This window comes from Alteromonas sp. PRIM-21 (assembly GCF_027563165.1).
GTDB classification, from domain to species: Bacteria; Pseudomonadota; Gammaproteobacteria; order Enterobacterales; family Alteromonadaceae; genus Alteromonas; species Alteromonas macleodii_A.
In genome coordinates this window covers 224,405-246,631 of the sequence record NZ_JADOEK010000001.1, presented here as the reverse complement: position 1 = coordinate 246,631, position 22,227 = coordinate 224,405, and the positions used below count along the sequence as shown (strand labels likewise).

22 protein-coding genes are annotated in these 22,227 nt (G+C 44.5%); 9 read left to right on the top strand and 13 right to left on the bottom strand.

From position 1 onward, the window contains the following. Positions 1-43 precede the first annotated feature (43 nt). Both aroC and prmB read right to left on the bottom strand, forming a co-directional pair. Positions 44-1,141, bottom strand: coding sequence for a chorismate synthase (gene aroC / locus IW644_RS01030; RefSeq protein WP_269916057.1), 1,098 nt, complete (start codon positions 1,139-1,141; stop codon positions 44-46). Positions 1,142-1,150: 9 nt separating this feature from the next. Then, positions 1,151-2,086: a 50S ribosomal protein L3 N(5)-glutamine methyltransferase gene (prmB, locus tag IW644_RS01025; RefSeq protein ID WP_269916567.1), complete on the bottom strand. Its 936-nt coding sequence runs from the start codon at positions 2,084-2,086 to the stop codon at positions 1,151-1,153. 152 nt (positions 2,087-2,238) lie between these two features. Here prmB and smrB point away from each other — a divergent pair, with 152 nt between their 5' ends. Then, positions 2,239-2,889, top strand: a complete 651-nt coding sequence (smrB, locus tag IW644_RS01020) for an endonuclease SmrB (protein WP_269916056.1) — start codon at positions 2,239-2,241, stop codon at positions 2,887-2,889. Positions 2,890-2,910: 21 nt separating this feature from the next. Here smrB and IW644_RS01015 read toward each other — a convergent pair whose 3' ends face one another. The 6 genes from IW644_RS01015 to IW644_RS00990 form a co-directional block, all read right to left on the bottom strand. Next, on the bottom strand, positions 2,911-3,036 hold the full coding sequence (locus IW644_RS01015; protein WP_259462646.1) for a hypothetical protein: 126 nt from the start codon (positions 3,034-3,036) through the stop codon (positions 2,911-2,913). Between the two features lie 187 nt (positions 3,037-3,223). Beyond that, the gene (locus tag IW644_RS01010; RefSeq protein ID WP_269916055.1) at positions 3,224-3,640 is read right to left on the bottom strand and encodes a hypothetical protein; all 417 of its coding nucleotides are present in this window, start codon (positions 3,638-3,640) and stop codon (positions 3,224-3,226) included. A 135-nt stretch (positions 3,641-3,775) separates the two neighbouring features. Next, positions 3,776-4,234, bottom strand: coding sequence for a hypothetical protein (locus IW644_RS01005; RefSeq protein ID WP_269916054.1), 459 nt, complete (start codon positions 4,232-4,234; stop codon positions 3,776-3,778). 339 nt (positions 4,235-4,573) lie between these two features. Next, positions 4,574-5,212, bottom strand: a complete 639-nt coding sequence (locus IW644_RS01000) for a transglycosylase SLT domain-containing protein (RefSeq protein WP_269916053.1) — start codon at positions 5,210-5,212, stop codon at positions 4,574-4,576. A 67-nt stretch (positions 5,213-5,279) separates the two neighbouring features. After that, complete coding sequence (gene gshA / locus IW644_RS00995; RefSeq protein WP_269916052.1) at positions 5,280-6,878, bottom strand: glutamate--cysteine ligase; 1,599 nt, start codon at positions 6,876-6,878, stop codon at positions 5,280-5,282. 74 nt (positions 6,879-6,952) lie between these two features. After that, a complete protein-coding gene (locus tag IW644_RS00990) occupies positions 6,953-9,823 on the bottom strand; it encodes a M16 family metallopeptidase (protein ID WP_269916051.1) in 2,871 nt (956 codons plus the stop codon). Between the two features lie 336 nt (positions 9,824-10,159). Between IW644_RS00990 and IW644_RS00985 the strand changes: the two genes are divergently transcribed. From IW644_RS00985 to IW644_RS00975, 3 genes are all read left to right on the top strand, one after another. Next, complete coding sequence (locus tag IW644_RS00985; protein ID WP_269916050.1) at positions 10,160-10,720, top strand: Hpt domain-containing protein; 561 nt, start codon at positions 10,160-10,162, stop codon at positions 10,718-10,720. Continuing rightward, complete coding sequence (locus tag IW644_RS00980; RefSeq protein ID WP_269916049.1) at positions 10,720-11,466, top strand: pseudouridine synthase; 747 nt, start codon at positions 10,720-10,722, stop codon at positions 11,464-11,466. The genes IW644_RS00985 and IW644_RS00980 overlap by 1 nt, the downstream gene beginning before the upstream one ends. A gap of 79 nt (positions 11,467-11,545) precedes the next feature. Continuing rightward, positions 11,546-12,487 (top strand): ketopantoate reductase family protein, encoded by a 942-nt coding sequence (locus tag IW644_RS00975; RefSeq protein ID WP_269916048.1) that lies wholly within the window; start codon positions 11,546-11,548, stop codon positions 12,485-12,487. Positions 12,488-12,510: 23 nt separating this feature from the next. On the opposite strand, the gene lysS is transcribed toward IW644_RS00975, so the two are convergent. After that, on the bottom strand, positions 12,511-14,079 hold the full coding sequence (gene lysS / locus IW644_RS00970) for a lysine--tRNA ligase (protein WP_269916047.1): 1,569 nt from the start codon (positions 14,077-14,079) through the stop codon (positions 12,511-12,513). 23 nt (positions 14,080-14,102) lie between these two features. Then, positions 14,103-15,201 (bottom strand): peptide chain release factor 2 gene (gene prfB / locus IW644_RS00965; protein WP_179982739.1). Its coding sequence is split into 2 segments (ribosomal slippage): positions 14,103-15,125 and positions 15,127-15,201, totalling 1,098 coding nucleotides; the frame shifts between segments, so codons are not numbered across the junction. A 335-nt stretch (positions 15,202-15,536) separates the two neighbouring features. Here prfB and IW644_RS00960 point away from each other — a divergent pair. Further along, positions 15,537-15,755: a hypothetical protein gene (locus IW644_RS00960; RefSeq protein ID WP_269916046.1), complete on the top strand. Its 219-nt coding sequence runs from the start codon at positions 15,537-15,539 to the stop codon at positions 15,753-15,755. Positions 15,756-15,921: 166 nt separating this feature from the next. Here the strand turns inward: IW644_RS00960 and IW644_RS00955 are convergent, their stop codons facing one another. After that, positions 15,922-17,007 (bottom strand): alkene reductase, encoded by a 1,086-nt coding sequence (locus tag IW644_RS00955; protein ID WP_269916045.1) that lies wholly within the window; start codon positions 17,005-17,007, stop codon positions 15,922-15,924. A gap of 290 nt (positions 17,008-17,297) precedes the next feature. On the opposite strand from IW644_RS00955, the gene IW644_RS00950 reads away from it, so the two are divergent. Continuing rightward, positions 17,298-18,356 carry a flavin reductase family protein gene (locus tag IW644_RS00950; RefSeq protein WP_269916044.1) on the top strand — a complete coding sequence of 353 codons (1,059 nt, stop codon included), beginning with the start codon at positions 17,298-17,300 and terminating at the stop codon, positions 18,354-18,356. Continuing rightward, positions 18,353-19,516 (top strand): fatty acid desaturase family protein, encoded by a 1,164-nt coding sequence (locus IW644_RS00945; RefSeq protein ID WP_269916043.1) that lies wholly within the window; start codon positions 18,353-18,355, stop codon positions 19,514-19,516. The genes IW644_RS00950 and IW644_RS00945 overlap by 4 nt, the downstream gene beginning before the upstream one ends. Here IW644_RS00945 and IW644_RS00940 read toward each other — a convergent pair. Next, the gene (locus tag IW644_RS00940) at positions 19,494-19,931 is read right to left on the bottom strand and encodes a DUF2177 family protein (protein WP_269916042.1); all 438 of its coding nucleotides are present in this window, start codon (positions 19,929-19,931) and stop codon (positions 19,494-19,496) included. The two genes, IW644_RS00945 and IW644_RS00940, sit on opposite strands and share 23 nt — an antisense overlap. A gap of 203 nt (positions 19,932-20,134) precedes the next feature. On the opposite strand from IW644_RS00940, the gene IW644_RS00935 reads away from it, so the two are divergent. After that, on the top strand, positions 20,135-20,590 hold the full coding sequence (locus IW644_RS00935) for a hypothetical protein (protein WP_269916041.1): 456 nt from the start codon (positions 20,135-20,137) through the stop codon (positions 20,588-20,590). Positions 20,591-20,643: 53 nt separating this feature from the next. Here the strand turns inward: IW644_RS00935 and IW644_RS00930 are convergent, their stop codons facing one another. After that, entirely contained in the window at positions 20,644-21,102 is a 459-nt protein-coding gene (locus tag IW644_RS00930) for a hypothetical protein (RefSeq protein ID WP_269916040.1), read from the bottom strand. Positions 21,103-21,333: 231 nt separating this feature from the next. On the opposite strand from IW644_RS00930, the gene IW644_RS00925 reads away from it, so the two are divergent. Further along, positions 21,334-22,182, top strand: a complete 849-nt coding sequence (locus IW644_RS00925; RefSeq protein WP_269916039.1) for a DUF417 family protein — start codon at positions 21,334-21,336, stop codon at positions 22,180-22,182. Positions 22,183-22,227: the final 45 nt, after the last annotated feature.

Genomic DNA, 22,227 nt, shown 5'->3' with positions numbered 1-22,227 from the left:
ATCGCGTAGATGATACGATTAAGCTTAGTTGTAATTAAAAAGGCTATGCCTGACCCGCAATCGGCTTAGTGGACGATAGCACGCCCGCATTTTGCGCACGGTGACGCAGCAAGTGGTCCATCAATACCAGCGCCAGCATGGCTTCAGCAATGGGTACAGCACGGATACCTACGCACGGGTCGTGACGTCCTTTGGTTACTATATCAATCTCTTCATTGTCTTTATTGATAGTTTTACCCGGTACCGAAATGCTCGAGGTCGGCTTAAGTGCCATATGCACTTCTATATCCTGACCGGTAGAAATGCCGCCTAATACACCACCTGCGTGGTTTGAAGAGAAACCTTCTGGCGTTAGCGTATCGCGATGTTCACTACCTTTTTGGTTTATAACGTCAAAGCCATCGCCAATTTCAACGCCTTTCACTGCGTTGATTCCCATCATAGCGTGGGCGATTTCAGCATCCAGCCTATCAAAGACTGGCTCGCCTAGGCCCACAGGAACATTTTTAGCTACAACCGACACTTTCGCGCCAATGCTATCGCCGGATTTTTTAAGGTCACGCATGTATTCGTCCAGTGCATCTAACTTAGACTCATCTGGACAGAAAAATGGGTTGGTGTTGGTGACGCTGTGGTCTACCTTATCAACGGTAACAGGGCCAAGCTGAGACAAATAACCCAACACCTCGATACCATGCACTTCTTTTAAGTACTTCTTCGCAATACCGCCAGCGGCTACGCGAATAGCTGTTTCGCGGGCTGATGAACGTCCACCACCGCGATAGTCACGGCTACCGTATTTTTGATCATAGGTATAGTCAGCATGACCTGGGCGGAAGCGGTCTTTAATATTGCCGTAATCTTGGCTTCGCTGATCTTTATTTTTAATCAACAAACCAATGCTTGTGCCTGTCGTCTTGCCTTCAAATACGCCAGATAGAATTTGTACTTCGTCGTCTTCTCTTCGCGCTGTGGTATAGCGCGAAGTGCCTGGTTTGCGTCTGTCTAAATCCACCTGAAGATCTTCTTCTGTGATCTCAAGACCTGGAGGGCAACCGTCTACTACACCGCCAATTGCAATGCCGTGGCTTTCACCAAACGTGGTTACAGTGAAAAGTTTTCCGAAGCTGTTACCTGACATAATTAACTATTAATCCTTACTACTAAAATACTGTACGAGTGTGTCTTTGCGCACGGCAAAAATACCTGAACCACCATTTTCAAACTCTAACCAAATGACTTCTAAGCCAGGAAACCTTTCATTCATGTGCACTTCACTGTTGCCTACTTCTACGAACAGCCAGCCGCCATCATTAAGATAATTAGGCGCATCTTTAAGCATAATGTCCACGAGGTCTAAGCCGTCGTCGCCTGCGGCGAGCGCAAGTTCAGGCTCGTGATGATACTCTTCAGGTAAGTCAGCCATGTCTTCCGCGTCAACATAAGGCGGATTAGAAACGATCAGGTCGTATTTCTGCCCTTCTAGGCTAGAAAACAAATCTGACTGAATTGGATAAACGCGATGACTAAGACCGTGTTCCTGAATATTGATGTCGGCCACCTCTAGTGCATCCGTACTAATATCAACGGCATCCACTTGGGCTTCAGGGTATGCATGAGCAAGTGCAATAGCGATACACGCACCGCCTGTGCACATGTCGAGAATAGTATTTGGCGCTGACTCAACAAAAGGCGCAAATTCGTTTTGAATAAGCTCGGCAAATGGCGAACGTGGAATAAGCACACGTTCATCCACGTAAAATGGCATACCGCAAAACCAGGCCTCATTTGTAATATAAGGCAACGGCATGCGAGTTTGTACGCGCTTTAGAACAAGCTCGGCAATTTTTTCACGCTCACTTTTGGTCAAGCGTGAGTTAAGCACGTTTTCGCCAGCCTGCTCTAAGATAGGATGAGGTAAATGTAGTGCCTGCATAACGAGGCTAGTCGCTTCGTCCCACGCATTATCAGTACCATGACCAAAGTACAAAGCCGCGTCGTTAAAACGGCTGGTTGCCCATCGTGTCATATCTAACAGGGTATGCAGATCTTCAATGGCTTCTTCAAGGTAAAACTTATCGGTCATGGCGTTTGGGTACATCAAAAATTTCAAAGCTGGTATCATACCCAAACTTCATACCGATTCACATAATTAACTACGTACCGAATCTTTCTATTCGTTATAATTTAGGCGTTTTGAATTATTGAACTTGTGTTTATTTACCAAAGCTATATTTGATGAAAACCTTTAAAAAAGAACTCAAAGCATTAAAAAAGCAACTGGCTGAACCAAAGCGTCCTACGGGGCAAGCTGGGCTAGAGGGCGCAAATAAGCGCAACACGTCCTCAGGCGCTGAAGAAGAGACTTTTTCGTTTGCTGATGTAATGCAGGGCGTCACACCTATATCGCAAGATAAGGTAGAGCCTGATAAACAGGTTGAGTTATTTAAAAAGTCACAGCAAATAAAAGGTAAACATCTAAAACACAGCAAGCAACTTGCAGCTAGTTTCAACTTTTCTGACATGTATCAAGCGGCACTACCTCAAGAAGGCCCTATGCGCTTTTGCCAGGAAGGTGAGTCTACGCATATTTTGAAACAGTTACGTCGCGGCGACTACTCGCCCGAAATGACACTGGATTTGCATGGGCTAACCCGAGAAATGGCAAAAGCAGAGCTTGCGGCGCTTATTCACACTGCGAGAAAAGAACTGATTGATTGTGTTTGCGTGATGCACGGTTTTGGGCAGGGCGTGTTAAAAGCTGCCCTCCCCCATTACTTAGTTCAGCACCCACACGTACGCGCTTTCCATCAAGCCCCTCTTGAATACGGCGGGCAAGCTGCATTACTGGTGCTTATTGACATACCGCTTCAAAACAACAAACGATAGGGCAATGCTGCGTAGTGCGGTCTATTTATCTTCGTCTGCGCTGTTGTGCATAAATAAATAGGTGTAGTACATCATCATCGCAACAATAATGCCTATACCTAATAGTGAGCCCCACACCACTGGGTCTTTCATCATAGTCCACATCATAATAAGTCTCCTCTTTAGCTAAGTGAATAATAGAGAAGACTTGCCTTGAATATTATGATCTAGATCAATAGTAAAAATTAGTCTTATGGCTGCGTCTAGTATGCTTGATCCAGGTCAAATTATGATTAGCTTTAAACCGTTTTTAAAAGTCATCAAGCTTTTTTGGCTGACGCAGATTACAAGGTTATTACGGGCTAAAACGGTTAAAGATATTAAGCTCGTTTTCACTTCCTAACATTAACTCAGCAGACCTACAGAGTGTTTCCATCGACTCACTCACTTTCACGTCAAAGTTAGAGGGCGTAGCTTTTAAACTGTGTTGAAAAATCTTTGCGTTAGTGTGAGTCGCTAAAAGCAAAAATCCAAGGCAACCGTAAGACTTTAAATAGGGTAATCGACTACAGAGTTGTTTTGCTGCTGTATGGGTGACAGTTAGACTTTTATCTGGAATAGAGAATATTACCCAATCTTCTCTCTTTCTCCCTTCTTTAACAATCGCCGCAAACCATTCGTCTACCGTTCTGTCGTCGTATACGCTGCTTGGGATATCAAATAGCACGTTATTGACATTGAAAAAACGATATTGATGCTGACTTCCTACCATGGCTACCTCCTGTTATGCCTTTATAGAATTGATAGGAAGTGTGGTGATGCTTAGATCATTTAATGCAAAGGAAGTGATTGCAAAGATAGAAACCAAGAAAACGAATGAGTTCGCACTGTTCGTACCTTTTATCCCTTACCTTATAATATTGTTGTTTTGATAAACGCCCTTCGTACGCATACCAGAAGTAATTTTCTCGTTCAACCACTCTGAGGCTTTAGGTGTTTCGCTAAAAAATTGGAAAGGCAACGTGGACGCATCGTAAATTCTAGACCAAAACTTTTGCTGCAGTGCGAGTCCCTCTGGTTCATGAAGAACTACAGCAGTGGCAATGAGCCCTGAATCAACGGCTTCATCTACTATTTGTTGTGCATCAGCTGTAGCTTCCATGGGCGCGAGCGCTAAGCCGTAAACATTAACTAGGCTTGCCCAACAAGGAACATTAATCTTTCTTCTTTCTGCACCCACCACACGTTGATACTTACGGATAAATTCTAAATTGAAAGGGCCGCTGAGATCGATGGTTAATATTCGCTTATCTTCTACGAAGAGAGCTCTAACCTCGCCATGTGCGCTAAACTTTTCATTGTCCATACATTGCTGTCGCTACTTTTTACCTAATGCAATATTGCTAGTTGTGAGTAAAGTATAAAGTAGGATCTAAGATTGCGCCTGCAAACTAACCAAGAAAACTGCGTTATTTAAAGAAAGTAAAAATAACACCATAAAGCTATTGCAAATCATTATCATTTGCACTATCTTGTAAATGCCTGTTCGACGTTGGGTAAAAAAACGGTCTTGGCTTAGCGTCGCTGAGGGGTAGACGCCCGTCTATCCCTCATTTTTTATTTTACTACTCATTCTCTTACTGACATAAAAAACGCGACTTACAAGCCGCGTCTTAAATACTAAATAAAGATTCACTTTTCAAAGCTAGCTAAACAGCTTCATAAACCAACCTTTTTGCAGGTCTTCTTCGCAGGTTTTAAGTTGTGTCGCGTAACGCAACGAGCGGGCTTTTACTTTTGACGCCACTTTCTTAAGCCAAGGTTTTCTGTCATAGCTTCTGCGTTTATAGCCGCCCCACCCTTCATGATAGTTTAGGTATTGTGCATAGGCGTCCCATTTAGAAATACCGTTCACTTTTTGCGATTTATAGATAAACCACCCCATAAAGTCGATGGCATCTTCAAAATCATCCCTATCCGCACCACTATTATCGGTCTCGCGCATGTAGTCTGCCCACGTAGGCGTTTTAGCCTGTGAGTAACCATACGCCGAACTGACACGCCCCCAAGGAATAAGCCCGAAGAACACATAATCGCGAGGTGGTAGCGCATCGTGACGGAAAGAGCTTTCCTGGTACATCATGGCCATAGGCACATGAATCGGCACGCCCCACTTATCTCTTGCGTCAGCAGCTGCATCATACCAGTCGTCCTTTTCGTAGAATATTTCACACAGATTACTGATGTCTTTAGGAGGCGTAGTTGCACACCCAGCGATAAACAGTGGAAAAAGTACGATGAGAGTTGATAAAAAAACAACCAGTTTTTTGAACTTTTGGTTCATAGCTTGTCTTAACTAATGTTCTAGTAAAATGTGTGTTTCCCTGGAACCTTTTAATGCCTGACCTATGTCAGGCATTTTTTTTTGCTGGGGCTTCAGCGAAATAATCACGTATAAATGTATCGAAGTCTTTCTCATCAGCCGCTTCAATTTCTTTTTGTGCAGCAAACGATACTTCAGCTTGAGCAGCAAATCCTGCGGCGTCGGTATCAGTATACTCAAAAGACTTCATCTCAGATTGATAGGCCTGTGCGAGCTCTAATCCTAGCACTCCATTATCTTTGTCGTCTTCTAAAAGCATAGAAAGCAGTTTACCTGACGGCGTTAACTCGGGGTCTTGTACTTTGGCAAACTCAGTTTTCACCGCTTCACTGTAGCGAGAAGTATCGTTAGCCATATCAACTAATTCAGCGGCCTGTTCGAATGACTTAAACAGCGAAGTACACCACTGAGGTAACGTTATATCCACCCCATCATTTTGTAGCACTAGGTCTGGGTTTCTCCCTTCTAGTACTACTCTATTCATGTTTTCTTTCGCTTCGTTAAGTTGAGTTTCATCGAGCTCAGCACTTGGCATTAGCAAACATGCAACCAAAAATACATCTAAGAAATCAAACTGGGTCTGTGAAATACCCACTGCGGAAAACGGATTAACGTCTAGCGCACGTACTTCAATGTAATTGATACCGCGGCGAACCAAGGCGTCTGTTGGCTTTTCCATTGATTTGGTAGGCTGCTTTGGTCGTATAGGCGAGTACAGCTCATTTTCAATTTGAATGATATTGCGGCTAAGCTGCTGATAGTTGCCTTCGTCCCCAGCAGCAAATTGGCTGAAGCGCGTAGACGGCGTATTCATAGCATCCCGCAACAGCTTGACGTAGTTATCTAGCTGGTTGTAACAGATTTTGAGCGACGACTGCTCTGCACTGGTATAGCCTAAGTCACTCATTCTAAGACACGTGGCATAAGGCATGTACACCGTACCTTTACCCACTTTCTTAAATGGCAAAGCATGCTTTTTACCTTTTAGGAATGAACCACAAAGTGCAGGGGATGCGCCATAAAGATAAGGTATTAGCCAGCAAAGACGGCGATAGTTGCGAATTAACCCAAAGTAATCCGCTGAAATCTGGTCTTGCGAGTATTCTTTGCCGTTCAACTCAGCCCAAAGTTTCCAAAAGCTGTCTGGTAAGGAAAAGTTAAAATGAACGCCTGCGATAGCTTGCATCATGCTGCCGTAACGGTTTTTAAGACCTATGCGGTACACCCGTTTCATTTTCCCTACATTTGACTCACCAAAATAAGCAATTGGAATATCGGCTTCATCTTCGATAAAACACGGCATGCTTAGCGGCCATATTTGCTCGTCGCCAATGTTATCACTAACAAACCTATGGATATCTTTTAACTGAGAAATCGTTTTGGATGAACTGTTTTCTGGCGGTGTAATAAACTCAAGCAGAGATTCAGAAAAATCAGTGGTTATTGAGTCGTGAGTTAGCGCTGACCCAAGTGATTTAGGATGAGGCGTTTGCGCCAATGTACCATTTGGGTTTATACGAAGGGCTTCGCGCTCTACGCCACGCTTAATGTCTTTTAGCGCAGCTAGGAACTCGGGTGACTTTAGCGCAGCGATGCGCGCTTCAAAACGGGATGAGTCTACAGTCAAAATGGTGGTCCGTTATGTCAATATTGCCCCCTGTTATGGGGGGCAATAGTGTAAATTCAACAAAAATCAATCTATCAGTTTAACGTTTCTCGGGTGTTACTCTCTACTGATAACTCGATAATTGGCATCGATAGCGCGTTTAACTGAGGCAAAATTTTGGCTTTATCACCTACTACAATAATTTGCATCTTATCGAGATTCAAATATTGCTTTGCTAACGCATCCATCGTTTCCTTATCAATATTGTTAATAATAGTAAGCTGCTCTTCACGATAGCCTTTCTCCAAGTCGTAACTAAGCAGCTGTCTTAAGAAGCGCGCTTTACTAGCAGGCGTTTCAAATTCTAACGCATCGCTTAGCGTAAAGGCATTGCGCATAAAGGCTATTTCTTCCTCAGTCACGCCCTCAGTGCGGTAGCGATTAATCTCTTTTAGAATCTCAGAAATGCCTTCACCTGTATTGGCAGCGGTTAGGTCGGTACTTGCTTCAAACCACCCAAGGGTTTTACCACCCACAAAACCGCTGTTTGCTCCGTAGGTGAAACCTTTATCTTCTCGCAAGTTGAGATTTATACGGCTATTAAATGCCCCACCTAACGGAAAGTTCATAAGACGGGACTTAAAGTGATCACCCGTTGCATCAAAAGGCAGGCTTCGATCAACGAGGTATACCACTGACTGTACCGCTTCTGGACTGTCTACCAGGAATATCTGATTTTCTTCATACTTAGGGAAGTCACTGTAATCAGCGAACTCATAGGTGTTACCTTGCCACTGACCGATGAAATCTAAAGTATTCACCATAGCTTCTTTCGGTAAGTTACCGACAACAACAATACTCGCTTTATCAGGTGAGTAATAATTGGTGTAAAACGCTTTAACGTCTTCTAACGTGATGTTTTGTACTGATTCTAATGTACCTTCGTCAGGCAGGCTTACGCGATTCTCTTCCCCAAACAAGATGAGATCTCGTGCACGACGCGCCAGGCTTGAAGGCGTTTTCGCTTGCTGCTGTAGCCCCTGTACAACTCGCTCTTTCATGCGGTTGAAGTCTTCTTGCGTAAACGCTGGGTTGAACAACTTTTCTTTTAACAGTGCTAAGGTTTCATCTAGATGCTTAGTTAATGTTGATACATAGACTTGCGAATACCTACCAGCAGTGCTGAAACGGATAGCACTTCCCAGCTTAGCAAGCTCGTTAGCCAATTCTTCGTTACTGTAATTTTTTGTAGTTTCATTCATAAGCAAAGCGGTCAGATAAGCCGTCCCAGCTTTACCTTCAGGGTCTAGCAACATGCCACCGTCCATGCCTAGGGTCAACGTTACCGTTGGAGTTTCAGTACTGGTAACGCCAAGCATTTCTATACCGTTAGCAAGTTCAGCTTCCCAATAATCAGGGACTTCTACAACCGGTGCCTCGCCAGCTTTGGGCATTTCGCTTCTATCGAAACTTGATACTGCGCTGGTAAAGGCGTCGTCATCTGTAACTTCTGTGGTTTCTATCTCAATATTTCTTACCGGCCGCTCAAAGTTTTGCTCCGCCGCAGCTAGTTGCACCTGCCCTTTTGGCACTACACTTAGCACTACGCTGTTGGCATCTTTAATGTACTTATTATAAACGCGCATGATGTCTTCAGCCGTTACCGCGTTATAGCGCTCAATATCTTCGGCTATTAAATCGGGCGTTTGATAAAAAGTTTCGTTAGCAGCAAGGGCTGACACTTTGCCAGACACACTTTGTAAGCCAAACACCGTACGCGCTTCAATTTTACCTTTTGTTCGCGCTAAATCATCGGTGGTGACACCTCTTGTTTCAAACTCTTTAAGTGTTTCATTCAGCACATTTTGAAGTGTTGAGAGTGAGGTGATTTTTGCAGGATTAGCCAAGGCAAGTAGCTGAAATTCACAGGCGAGTTCACGGCAAGGGTGAGACACCACGGCCTGCACTGCCATGCCCTCTTTTACTAAGTTTTTATAAAACAATGAAGTTTTACCACCACCTAAAATATCGGCTAAAACATCAAGCGGCGCTTCATCTTCGTGGCGACCGTATACCGTTGGATAGGTTATTTGAAGAAGTGGAAGGTGAACCTTATCTTCAAGGGTGACATAACGGGTTTCGTTTAACGTCACCTGCTGAGGCTCAGGCTCTTCTACTGCGGGGCCAGCTGGTATTTCGCCGAAGTACTTCTTCACCCAGGCTTTAGTTTTAGCTACATCGATATCGCCACCTATGGTTAGCACAGCATTGTTAGGGCCATACCAGCGCTTAAAGAAGGCTTTCAGGTCGTTTACGTCTACCCGATCTAAGTCTTCTACATAACCAATGGTCATCCACGAATACGGGTGCCCTTCAGGATAAAGTGCTTCGCCATTAAGCTCAAAACGCAACCCATAAGGCTGATTGTCTACCCGCTGTGCGCGTTCGTTCTTAACTGTCTCTCTTTGATTTTCAAACTTGGTTTGGTCTACGGCTTCTAGCAGGTAGCCCATTCGGTCAGACTCAAGCCATAACACTTTTTCTAACTGGTTTGCCGGCACAGTTTCAAAGTAGTTAGTGCGGTCGGTATTAGTCGTGCCGTTTAAATTGCCGCCAGATTCTGTAATAACTTTAAAATGCTGCTCATCAGCAACGTGTTTTGACCCTTGAAACATCATGTGCTCGAAAAAGTGGGCAAAGCCAGATTTGCCAATTTCTTCTCGTGCCGAACCAACGTGATAGGTTACATCGACGTGAACCAGCGGGTCAGAATGGTCTTCGTGAAGGATGACAGTTAGCCCGTTATCAAGCGTATATTTTTCATAAGGAATAGAAACGCTATTTGATGTCGTTGCGGCGGTATCTGATTTACTATTCGCCTGTTCTTCCTGCACGTGCTGACACGCTGATACTGCAATGACGCCTATGGCCATTAAGAGGGTACGAAGGGTCAGTTTTCCTGACATGATGATTCCTTTTCAATTACTACATGTTTTCACTCGCCTTCACTCTAACTACATTTTGCCGTAACCACTTAACTTGGCGGTCAAGAATGAAGTTGCGATTTCAAAAGCGCGAGCGAATTTTTGAAGACTACCAGACTTTTTAACGCTTTACTTGTTTCGACTTTGCTATGATTGTATTAATTTGTGTATTTCTGAAATACACTTACACTTCATAGTCTTTAGTAATAAAGGCTTTAGCCAGTTGAATTCGTTAAGTGGTACGAATGAACTGACAAATGGTTTGCGTTTGGACTAGAAATTGTCCGAAAAGAAGTTGCGAAATAAAAGGATAGATGTATGGATCAGTCAACAACAGTACTCGATATAGACTTCGGAATGTCACAGTTAAGTGGTAACAAAAAACTGTTGTTCACCCTACTAGGTAAGTTCACGGACGAATACCGTTCTCTTGATGCTGACCTACAAGCGCATATTGCAAAGGGTGACTTCACTGAGGCTTATTCACTTGTTCATACCCTCAAGGGCGTAACAGGAAATCTAGGTATGTTTGCTCTTCACAACGCAAGCAAGCCAGTTGAAAGCAGCTTTCGAAACGACAGACAAGTCGCTGATGAATACCCTGCGTTTGTCGCCGTGCTAAATGAGACAATTACCACGGTAGATGCATTAATCAAAGAGCCAGAAGTTACCGCTTCTGCCCCTGCAAATGGCGCTGCCGCTGAGCAAGCTCGAAAGCAATTATTAGCGGCACTTAAAGCCAGTGAGTTTATTGCGCAGGATAAACTAGACGAGTGGCTAGACGCCCTTGCCTTACCTCAAGAAAAACGCACGGCTATTATCGATGCGGTTGACGAGCTAGATTATGAAGAAGCTATCGAAGAGTTAGAAAATAGCTAGTGCTACACATTCCTATCCTCGTTGAAAACGCTGATCTTATCGTCGTTAATAAGCCTGTTGGCGTTGCCATGCACGACGCTGTCGACGACACTGGCGTAAAAAAAGATCCAACGAAAGGTATTAAAGCAGGAAGGGTAGACGGTATTGTTACTGTTTTAAAAAAGCAGCTCGCCGTTAAAGAATTGCACCTTTGTCACCGCCTAGATACCGGTACCTCAGGATGCTTATGCTTAGCTAAAAATGCCACGGTGGCGGCAGAAATCGGCGAACTTTTTTCATCAAGACGCGTCAGCAAATACTACCTAGCCTTAAGCAGTAACAAACCTAAAAAGAAACAGGGCATGATAATCGGCGATATGAAAAATCGTCGCGGCGGCCAGCGTATTTTGCTTAAAACTCAGGAAAGCCCAGCGATAACTCAGTTTTTCAGTAGCGCAGCTAGATCGGGAACTCGTGGTTTCGTTGTTAAACCTCATTCAGGGAAAACCCATCAAATTCGAGTCGCGCTTAAAAGCGTCGGGGCCCCTATTTTAGGTGATACACTTTACGGCGGTGCGGCGTCAGACAGGCTCTACCTTCATGCTTGGCACTTGCGCCTTCCTCTATCGAAAGGTGAATTATCAGTAACCGCACCTTTTGATGCGGGCGAAGTAATTAGCCAAGAAGACGTGCACACTTGGGTTGAGGCGCTTAATGCACCAGACACTTACCCATGGCCGTCGATTCCAGCGCGCTTCTTAACTTAATCTTTATAAGAGCGTCATCAAGGTAAACCCGTTCCGTACAAGTAAAACAGTAACCTAATACAACATTTGACAGATATTAATGGGAAAACTACATATAGTCGGTGGCGGTGCCATCGGGAGTTTAATTGCAGCGAGCGCTCATAAAAATGGCGTGCCCTATGATTGCTACCCCAGAAATATTAGGACCATGCCTGCTCGCGCACAATGGCAAGATGGTCAAAGCATTGAGCTAAAAACTGCTATGCTAGGGCCTGTCATTCTTGAAAAAGGTGACGTGTTAATACTCCCTCTTAAAGTGTATCAACTTAACGCTGCTCTAAAACAATGGCTGCCTTACCTCAATCAAAAACCGACGGTTGTGCTGATGCACAATGGTATGGGCGGGCTAGAGGTTGCACGAGATTTGTTAGGCGCCGATTATCCGCTGCTTCTTGCTACAACGAGCCATGGCGCGTTAAAGGAAAGCACATCAAGCGGCGATTTTCATGTGAAGTATACAGGGCTAGGAGCAACGCAAATTGGCGCGCCTAATTTAGTTAAGCCAATACCTCAAAAGCTTGCAGACCTTTTACAAGTAGCACCACAGCTTGCAAATGCAATTGCTACTTTAGATAGTTCGCTTCCGCCTGTGCAATACCGAAGTGATATTTTAACAGCACTGTGGGCCAAGCTTTCCGTCAATGCCGTAATTAATCCACTAACGGCACTTCACGATATTCAAAATAAGCACATTGCTGATGCTGAATTTGAGCAAACTCGCCGCAAGATATGCCATGAGTTCACGCTAGTGGCTAACGCATATGGGTTTAACTTCGATGAAGATGAGGTACTAAAAAACGTGTTGTCGGTAGCTAAAGCAACAGGTGAAAACTACTCCAGTATGCATCAAGATATTGCTCACGGCAGGCAAACAGAAATAGACGCCATTAACGGTTATATTGTGGAAATGGCAAAGAAAAAGGGTATCCCCGCTCCCGAGAACACCCTTTTGGTAGAGCGTGTTAAAGCGCTAAGTGTTTAAAGCCTTAGCGTTTATAACCGTTTTTACTCTTGCTCACCCGCTTCTTGGCCATCTTTTGGCGCTTGAGGCTTCATGTGTGGGAACAAGATAACATCTTTAATGGTAGAGCTATCGGTAAACAACATCGCTAGACGGTCGATACCAATACCTTCACCCGCTGTTGGCGGTAAGCCGTATTCAAGGGCACGAATGTAATCGTCGTCAAAGTGCATAGCTTCATCATCGCCTGCATCTTTTTCCTCAACTTGCTTCGCAAAGCGCTCTGCTTGGTCTTCTGGGTCGTTCAACTCGCTAAAGCCATTCGCTAACTCACGTCCACCTACGAAAAACTCGAAGCGGTCAGTAATGAATGGGTTATTATCATTACGACGGGCAAGCGGTGATACTTCCCACGGATATTCTGTAATAAACGTAGGCTGCTCAAGCTTTTCTTCCGCTGTTGCTTCGAAGATTTCACAAAGATACTTACCTGCACCCCAAATACCGTCAACTTCAGGCTCTTTGATGTGAAGCTGTTTTGCCATCGCTTTAAGCGCGTCAAGGTTCGCCTCTGGGTCGCGAATCGCTTCCTCGTTAGCTTCTGGCCAGTACTTAAGAATGGCTTCACCCATGCTTAAGCGGTCAAACGGTTTGCCAAAGTCGTATTCGACTTCAGACGTAACATTACCTTCAGCATCTTTGGTTGTGTTTTTGATGATACTTGTACCAAGGATATCTTCCGCCAACGTACGAAGCATATCTTCTGTAAGGTTCATCAGGTCATTGTAGTCTGCATACGCTTGGTAGAACTCAAGCATAGTGAACTCTGGGTTGTGGCGTGTTGATAAACCTTCGTTACGGAAGTTACGGTTAATTTCAAACACGCGCTCAAAACCACCAACGACTAAGCGCTTAAGGTATAACTCTGGCGCAATACGCAGGTACATATCGATGTCTAGCGCATTGTGGTGAGTTACAAACGGCTTCGCAGTCGCACCACCTGGAATAACCTGTAGCATCGGCGTTTCTACTTCTAGGTAGTCACGCTCAGTAAGGTAGTTACGAATACCGTTTACGATCTTACTGCGGATCATAAAGGTTTTGCGTGTTTGCTCACTTGTAATTAGGTCAACGTAGCGCTGGCGATACTTAGTTTCCTGGTCGCTCAAACCATGGAACTTTTCTGGCAATGGACGCAGTGCTTTAGTAAGCAGCTCATATTGCTCCATGTTTACGTATAGGTCGCCTTTACCTGACTTGTGCAAGTCGCCCGCTACGCCAATGATGTCACCAATATCCAGCGCTCCGTATTTCGCTTTAAGGGCTTTTTGGGTATCTTTATCAGCGTAAGCTTGAATACGGCCAGTCATATCTTGAAGCAGCATGAAAGGACCACGCTTTGCCATGATACGGCCAGCAATGCTTACCTTATTACCCTGCTCTTGCAGCGTTTCTTTGTCGAATTCACCGAACTTAGCTTGAAGCTCATCCGCATAGTTTTCGCGACGGAAGCTGTTTGGGAAACCGTTCGCACGGCACTGCTCGCGAATAGCGCTTAGCTTAGCACGGCGCTCTGCAATCAATTTGTTATCGTCTGTTTGTTGGTCAGTCATAACCTTTCACTTCGTTGTTCGGTTTACAGCCCAGATTTCAGGCTGGCTTCAATAAATTTATCCAAGTCGCCATCTAGCACGGCTTGGGTGTTGCGTGTTTCCACGCCAGTGCGCAAATCTTTAATGCGAGAGTCGTCCAAAACGTAAGAGCGTATTTGGCTTCCCCAGCCGATATCAGATTTGCTGTCTTCCATCGCTTGTTTTTCAGCGTTTTGTTTTTGCAGTTCAAACTCATAAAGTTTGGCTTTTAACTGCTTCATCGCCTGATCTTTGTTTTTGTGCTGCGAGCGATCATTTTGACACTGCACCACTATGCCCGTTGGTTCGTGGGTAATACGTACCGCAGAGTCCGTTCTGTTTACGTGCTGTCCACCTGCGCCCGATGCGCGATAGGTATCTATACGTAAGTCAGACGGGTTGATATCTATATCAATATCGTCGTCAATTTCTGGGTATACAAACGCTGATGAAAATGACGTGTGACGGCGGTTACCCGAGTCAAACGGTGACTTACGTACTAAGCGGTGTACGCCTGTTTCTGTGCGTAGCCAACCAAATGCATATTCGCCCTGAATACGCAAAGTTGCGCTTTTAATCCCAGCTACATCACCGTCTGATACTTCAATAAGCTCAGTTTTAAAACCGTGGGCTTCACCCCAACGCAAATACATGCGAAGCAGCATATTGGCCCAATCTTGCGCCTCTGTGCCACCAGAGCCCGACTGAATATCAATGTAGCAGTCGTTCTCATCATTTGGACCAGAGAACATACGGCGAAACTCAAGCACCTCTAGTTGTTCAATTAAGCCTTCTAGTTCACTTTGGGCCTCAACGAAGGTGTCTTCATCCTCGGCTTCAACCGCCAATTCAACAAGACCTTCAACATCTTCTGTACCCTGATCGAGCTTATGGATCGTTTCAACGATTTGCTCAAGGGCCACTTTTTCTTTGCCAAGTGCCTGCGCTCTGTCTGGCTCGTTCCAAACATCAGGACTTTCTAACTCTCGGCTAACTTCTTCTAAACGCTCTGACTTTGCATCAAAGTCAAAGATACCCCCTAAGCGCTTCGGTGCGCTCGCGGATATCTTTTATCGCATTAGTAACGGGGTTTATTTCAAACATAGTCCGCTTATTTCGTTAAAAAATTAAGACCGCGGATAGTACCGAATTTGAAGGAATTTTGATAGGGGTTGGCGCAAATATTGCGACCCAGTTTTTGTACACGCTAGCGAACTTTTTTAGTCGCTTGAGGTGAATTGAATAATATTACCGTTAAACGGCTTACAGTAAGCATTGGTAATACGCTCTAAGCCCATAAGATAAAACTTATAAAGCATTAAACGCTTCTTGGCATCTCAATTTAATGCACTGGTTTAGCACATTCTCGCTTCCCACAAGTGTGCAGGGCAAACCATAAAGTCGTTATAAGCGATAAATGGAAAAGTAATAGGAAAAGTATGTCGTTAAATAATTTGTCTTATGCTGTTATCGGAGTACTGCTTGGTCTCTTAGTATTGGCATTAGGCCAACTTTTTGACTGTCAGAATTTAGCCGGCGCAACTATGGCGCTTCAGTGCCCCAATGGTACGCCTATTTCAAAACTATGGCTGGTCACCTCAGTGTTGATAGCTGGAAGTGGTATCGCCGCTTGGCTATTTCGAAACCGCAACTTCTAGGCGAGGTGTGATATTTCAATCGCATTGCAATTGGCCGAACGTAAATTAACTAAAAACACTAACGTTTTCTTAATTATAAACTGCAGCGCGTATAGATAGTTTAAAAAGCGCATAAAGAAGCCCAGCTCCTTTATGCGCAGCAGTGTCCACCCCATAACATTTACGGCTATTTAGCAAATGTATAATCTGTATAGCCTTTCTCACCGCCACCAAACAAGGTATCAGGGTTGTGCGTATTTAACGGTAAATTGTTCTCTAATCGATAGGGCAAATCGGGGTTCGCCACAAAGGGTCTACCAAAACCGATCATATCTGCCCAGCCTTCAGATAATGCTTTTTCGGCGCGCGCTTTGTCGTACTTTCCTGCATAAATCAATATACCACTGAATATTTCGCGAATAGCCTGTTTGAAAGATATAGGCATTTGCGGTGCATCGTCCCAGTCGGCTTCCGCAATATGCATATAGCCAATCTTGAAACTATTAAGCATGGAAGCAATAGCAAGATAGGTCTCTTCGGGATTGTCGTCGACCGTCCCGTTTAATGTTGTTAGGGGCGCTAAACGTACACCTACTTTATCAGCGCCAATTTCCTCAGACACAGCCTGCACTACTTCTTTCAAGAATCGAATACGGTTCTGTACACCCCCGCTGTATTCATCAGTTCTTGCATTACTCTGAGAATCAATAAACTGGTTAAGCAAGTAACCATTAGCCGAATGCAACTCAATGCCATCAAATCCGGCATCTACGGCATTGCGCGCCGCAACGCGATACTCTTCTACCACGGCCTTTATATCTTCAATGCTCATTTCGCGTGGCATGACCGACTCAACAAAGCCAGGGTTGCCGCCTTCATCAACAAATACTTTTACCCCTTTTGCTTGGATCGCTGATGCGCTAATTGGCTGCTGTCCTTCTGTATTTGAAGGGTGGGATACGCGGCCCACGTGCCAAAGTTGCGCAAACATTACACCACCCGCTTCATGGACTTTATCTGTTACCAACTTCCAGCCTTCGATTTGCGCCTCGGTATAAATACCTGGTGTCCACGCATACCCCTTACCGAGTGCCGAAATTTGTGTGCCTTCGCTGACAATTAGACCAGCACTTGCGCGCTGAGCGTAATATTCAGCCATTAATGCGTTGGGCACATCTCCCGGCTGTGTTGAGCGGGAGCGAGTCATTGGAGGCATAACAATTCGATTGTTAAGCGTTTTTCCAGACAGCGATAGGCTTTCAAATAGTTTCATAATACAGTCCTTTAAACTTTACTCTTTAAATTTACACGTTTAGATAACGGTAAATATATGGCCCTAAAGCTGGGTTAGAACCCGTACTTTTAACAAAGCACTTTTGCATTTTTCACAAAAGTACCGGTGCATTTCGACGACGTTATCCCAAATTTCTCGCCTCCCCTCTTGACGCAGACAAAATTAAGCTTACACTTGTGCGCTGAACTAGCGTACACTTGTACGCTTAAATATTTTTATCTTTATTTGTATTGAAAATATTTCGACGATAAATAGGTGTGATTTCTACATTGAGACTATTACTAGATAAATTTACTGATCGTATATTCCACCACGCCTCTTGGAAGGGCTATTGGGAAGTACTGATGCAGCAAATTAAACCCGCATGGCGCGATGGATATTTCAGAGCCAGAGTTGTAACAGTAAAAAACTTAAGCACGGATATGCTCGAAGTGGTACTTGAGCCGGATAGTTCGTGGCCCACGCATACCGCGGGGCAGCACATCGCGTTAACCATCGAAATTAACGGCAGGCTCACCACCCGTGTATTTACCATAGCAAGTGGTGCTAATAGCCACCAAAGAGACAAGCAGATCCGCTTGGTGACTAAGGTAAAAGCCCAAGGCGCGCTAACCCCTTACCTACATACCTGTGTGCCTAATCAATGGGTAAATATCTCAGCCCCCATGGGAGAGTTTGTATGGCCTGAAACGCAAAAGCCTCTTCTTATGATTGCGGGTGGCTCAGGTATTACCCCTTTCATTGCCATGCTTGACGATGCTATTAACAATGCACAGGTAAACCAAAAAGCGGTGCATTTGCTTTATTTTGCTAAGCCCAATGAACACGTATTGCTTAACGAGCTATCTGCCTTCAGTAAACGCTGTGAAAGCTTCACCTATGATGTTTTAACTAAGCAAAAAGATGGGGACGTAGAAGCCCATTTATCTTACTTTGCTGATTCGCACTGGTTAGTGTGTGGCCCACATACCATGTTCGAGCAAGTAGAAACTTATGCAAAAACAATTAGCGCGCCTGTTTCAAGCGAACATTTCGCTGCGCTACCTGTGGTGAGCAACACCAGCCTTACCGGAAGCGAAACCTTCTCTTTGATTCACAATGGCCAATCTTTGACTATCGACAATCAGCAAACCCTGCTTTCACAGCTTCAACAAGCAGAGCAACCTGTGACCTATGGCTGTGGAATGGGAATTTGTCATCAGTGCCAATGTGTTAAGAAAAGGGGCGTGGTAAGAGATACCCGTACTGGCGAACTTTCAGATAGCGCAGAACAACTTATTCAGTTGTGTGTATCACAAGCCGTTACCGATGTGGAGATCCAACTATGAACACTAGCGTTGCAATAGACAAACAACACCGTGAAGCAGCAATTGAACAAGCACGCCTACCGGAGTGTGAAACTCATAAGAGTGAAGTAGTTGGGGCAACGAGCACCGAAAAGAAACCTAACTACGAGCGACTTGCCGCCCAACTTGATGAAATCAAAGCCGATATCAAACAAAAAGTAGGTGCTGAAGATGCCGCCTATATTCGACGCATTATTCTCATTCAGCGTATTTGCGAATGGAGCGGCCGGATACTCCTGATGTTGGGGTTCATTCAACCGCTGCTTTGGGTTGCCGGCGTATTAAGCTTAGCAACGGCTAAAATACTCGACAATATGGAAATTGGCCACAACGTGATGCACGGTCAGTACGACTGGATGAACGATAAACATATTAACTCGAAAGGCTATGAGTGGGATATTGCCTGTGATGGCGCAAGCTGGAATCGCGTTCATAATTACGAACATCACACCTATACCAACATTATTGGCAAAGACAGAGACTTTGGCTACGGTTTGCTTCGTCTATCTAACGACTTTAAATGGCGTGTAAAAAACCTATGGCAGTTCGCCACTTACATCGTACTTAGCGTTTTATTTCAGTGGGGTGTGTCGTATCACGAAATGGCCGCTGAGCGGGTCTTTTTTGGGAAGAAGAAAAACAACCGAAAGAATCAGGTTACTCATAGTGAACTAAAGAAGCGCTTTTTTAGCAAGGGCGCACGTCAGTTAGTAAAAGATTATGTGCTATTTCCTTTGCTAGCTGGGCCGTTATTTTTATGGGTATTTACCGGTAACCTTATCGCCAATTTACTACGCAATTTATGGACATCTACCATTATCTTTTGCGGCCATTTCACTGGTGATGTGGAAACGTTTAAAGAAGAAGATTGTATTAATGAAACTCGAGGGCAATGGTACTACCGACAAGCGCTGGGCTCATCGAACATAAAGGGCGGAAATCTGTTTCACGTGCTTACCGGGCATTTAAGCTTTCAGATTGAGCATCATTTGTTTCCAGACATCCCAGCCAGACGCTACCGAGAGATGGCGCCCAAGGTAAAAGCCGTATTCGAAGAACACGGTATGCACTACAACACTGGCGGCTTTTTAAAACAATACGCCAGCGTGTTAAAACGCATTATTCGCTACTCTTTCCCTTAACCAGTTGAAACCCTAACCAGCCGGCCATGGCGCTTGCGCTGGTTAGGCACGTGCCCCACGTCCAATCAATCAACATGATAAACAAAGTAAAACCTTCAATAATGCTGTACGCCGTTAAATTGTAGGCGCCATAACTGGCCAACCCTAGAAGCGCGCCATCGATCCCAGCATAAAGTAACGACTTCTCTCTGTTCGCTACCACGGCAAGTACAAACACCACACATCCATACATGAGGTAAAAAACCACCCAAGGCCACGTGATAAATTGACTTCTAAGCAGAGGAGCCATTTCACTTTGATACCAGCCATCCGCAATAACGCCAAGCCACAAGAAGTCGAGCACACCAAAACACACAAAGATTGCAATTAACGACACGACGATGTTTTTCGCAAAGCGAATGATGTTGGAAAGCATGGAACCTATCCCTGTAAATAAGCAAATTGCGGATGCAAGTGATTTAAAATATGAATACGCAAGTGTTGCACAATTAGCGCAGCGGTAAAACGGTAAACCTTTTTAGGGCGCATGATTACTTTACTTAAAACTTACACTGGCAACTGCAACTTAAAAGACCTTTGAGTCTCAAAGTGACGTGGTTCAAATAAGCGTAAAATAAAATGAAAAAAACACTTTTAGTAATAACAACTTCTTTAATTGTCAGTGCGTGTGCTCATCGCCCTCCGCCGTTAGACATGGACGAAATATTCTTTGAAACTCAAATTAAGCAAGATGGTACTAAGCTCTTTGCGTTTAGCATTCCATTAATGAAACCGCGAGAAGGCGCTAAAGGTGGTGGCGGCAGAGGCGGCCGTGGTGGTGAAGGTGGTGGTCGTGGCGGCCGTGGTGGGCAAGAAAGCCGAGGAGGCTCAGCACAAAAATCTTCTGATAGCAGTGAGAGAATGACAGAGCAACTCTATGCCTCTCTTAATGAAAAATTGGATGAAACAGGTTATTGCCAAACAGGCTATATAGAAATCGATACACATCAAACCGAAGATAGACTGCACCTATTAGGCGAATGTAATGAGACGGCGAGCGAACTGGACAGACTCGACTTCCCGAACGTTAATTAACGCATTGTCCATGAAGCGCACTACTGATGGCGTGCGCTTCATTTAACGCTCGTTTAATCAACACACAGAGTATGCTCCACCACACCATTAGACACATAAGCTCTGCAGCCAAATAGGTCGGTAGTTTCTAAACACACCCCACTGGCTTTTTGCCCAGCATCCACCTGATTGTTTCCCGTAACACAAGCCACTTCGCACTCGCTGCTGTCATTGCACGTATTGCCGGCATCGTTCGCAGGTAAAACACAAGCATACGCCTGCTGTCGGCCTACTTTCTTCCAGTTTCCCCCCTGCTTATCACACACTTTTTCAGACTTTATGGAATAGGCCTGCTGTACTAACGGCAAAGAGGTATCAACAACTTGCTCTAATTTTTCAACTTCTTCAACACTTGCTATAGGCTGCTCAATGACTTCTGGGGGCTGCGCGCCACAAGCCGTTAAAGTTGCACCCAAGCCTACTGCCAACCAGGCCCCAAACCGATGCTGTATCTTAACGCTTGCCTGTTTCATTCTTTCCCTCTATTTGTTTTACTTTTTAAACAACCACTACTCAAAAGCCACGCTTTTTTAAACCTGCGATACTTATGACCACGGCTATTAGATAAGTTCTTATTTTTTCAATAAATCCTTATTCGTGCGCTGCGCTATGCCCAATAAATTATCAAACCATTGAAATTTTAGTGATACCTAGGCAGGTCTCTACATACACTTCGCAAAACTTGCAGTATTTACGGGTGCTTTATGACACTACAACAAACCGAAAACCTGGTAACCGCCTTAATAGCTTTCAGCTTCTCTGTTCTTGGCCTAACATTTTTACTGGGTGCAAACCCTAATGCACTAATAACGACTTTTAACTTCTACTCGTTAGGTGCAATGGTTAGCGAAAGTGCACTTGGTGCTATCACTGGGATTACATTATTGCTGCTAGCCTTAATGACATTTGCTGCACGATTTGAGCTAGTGTCACCAAAAACGGTTACGCTATTCGCTGCGTTGGTTACCGCAATCCCCCTACTCACCTTGTTATCTTCCGGGCGATGGATGGCCGATTTAGGCGGCTTCCCGATTATCGGAAGTGGTCAAGGCATCATCAAGTACTTCGCAGTATTACCGCTTTTTCTGTTCTTGTTTTATCGCGACAAACTTTCGCATAAACAGTTGACCTACCTTAACTTTGCACCTGTAGCCATGGTTTTACTATGGATAGGAAGCATGAAGTTTTTCGAGTTTGAAGCCAATGCAATTGTTGGGTTAGTAGAAACCTCGCCGTTTATGTCGTGGCTTTATGACGTGTTCAGTGTACAGGGAGCATCGAATGTAATTGGTGGGTTTGACGTCTTCTTTGCTCTTGTTTTGGGCGTAGGTATTTACACTAAGAACAAGCCAATGATCATTACGAGTGGAATCGCTTGTTTATCCGTATTTTTGATGACTCAAACGTTTTTATTTAGCGTGCCTAATACCTTTAATAGTGCCACCATCGTTAACCGTCTAGGGCAGTTCGTTATTAAAGACCTTTGGTTTGTAGCTAACTTAGTGGTAGTTGCCTACTTCACAATATTTAATTCGGTGTCAGCTCAAAACTGAAAAGCGCAGCTAGACTAAATAGGGCTAAAATACGCTATATAAGGC

Bases quoted from the DNA above. Each gene is read 5' to 3' on its own strand.
- aroC (WP_269916057.1), bottom strand. From the start codon at position 1,141: ATGTCAGGTAACAGCTTCGGAAAACTTTTCACTGTAACCACGTTTGGT.
- prmB (WP_269916567.1), bottom strand. From the start codon at position 2,086: ATGACCGATAAGTTTTACCTTGAAGAAGCCATTGAAGATCTGCATACC.
- smrB (WP_269916056.1), top strand. From the start codon at position 2,239: ATGAAAACCTTTAAAAAAGAACTCAAAGCATTAAAAAAGCAACTGGCT.
- IW644_RS01015 (WP_259462646.1), bottom strand. From the start codon at position 3,036: ATGATGTGGACTATGATGAAAGACCCAGTGGTGTGGGGCTCACTATTA.
- IW644_RS01010 (WP_269916055.1), bottom strand. From the start codon at position 3,640: ATGGTAGGAAGTCAGCATCAATATCGTTTTTTCAATGTCAATAACGTG.
- IW644_RS01005 (WP_269916054.1), bottom strand. From the start codon at position 4,234: ATGGACAATGAAAAGTTTAGCGCACATGGCGAGGTTAGAGCTCTCTTC.
- IW644_RS01000 (WP_269916053.1), bottom strand. From the start codon at position 5,212: ATGAACCAAAAGTTCAAAAAACTGGTTGTTTTTTTATCAACTCTCATC.
- IW644_RS00990 (WP_269916051.1), bottom strand. From the start codon at position 9,823: ATGTCAGGAAAACTGACCCTTCGTACCCTCTTAATGGCCATAGGCGTC.
- IW644_RS00985 (WP_269916050.1), top strand. From the start codon at position 10,160: ATGGATCAGTCAACAACAGTACTCGATATAGACTTCGGAATGTCACAG.
- IW644_RS00975 (WP_269916048.1), top strand. From the start codon at position 11,546: ATGGGAAAACTACATATAGTCGGTGGCGGTGCCATCGGGAGTTTAATT.
- lysS (WP_269916047.1), bottom strand. From the start codon at position 14,079: ATGACTGACCAACAAACAGACGATAACAAATTGATTGCAGAGCGCCGT.
- IW644_RS00960 (WP_269916046.1), top strand. From the start codon at position 15,537: ATGTCGTTAAATAATTTGTCTTATGCTGTTATCGGAGTACTGCTTGGT.
- IW644_RS00955 (WP_269916045.1), bottom strand. From the start codon at position 17,007: ATGAAACTATTTGAAAGCCTATCGCTGTCTGGAAAAACGCTTAACAAT.
- IW644_RS00945 (WP_269916043.1), top strand. From the start codon at position 18,353: ATGAACACTAGCGTTGCAATAGACAAACAACACCGTGAAGCAGCAATT.
- IW644_RS00940 (WP_269916042.1), bottom strand. From the start codon at position 19,931: ATGCTTTCCAACATCATTCGCTTTGCGAAAAACATCGTCGTGTCGTTA.
- IW644_RS00935 (WP_269916041.1), top strand. From the start codon at position 20,135: ATGAAAAAAACACTTTTAGTAATAACAACTTCTTTAATTGTCAGTGCG.
- IW644_RS00930 (WP_269916040.1), bottom strand. From the start codon at position 21,102: ATGAAACAGGCAAGCGTTAAGATACAGCATCGGTTTGGGGCCTGGTTG.
- IW644_RS00925 (WP_269916039.1), top strand. From the start codon at position 21,334: ATGACACTACAACAAACCGAAAACCTGGTAACCGCCTTAATAGCTTTC.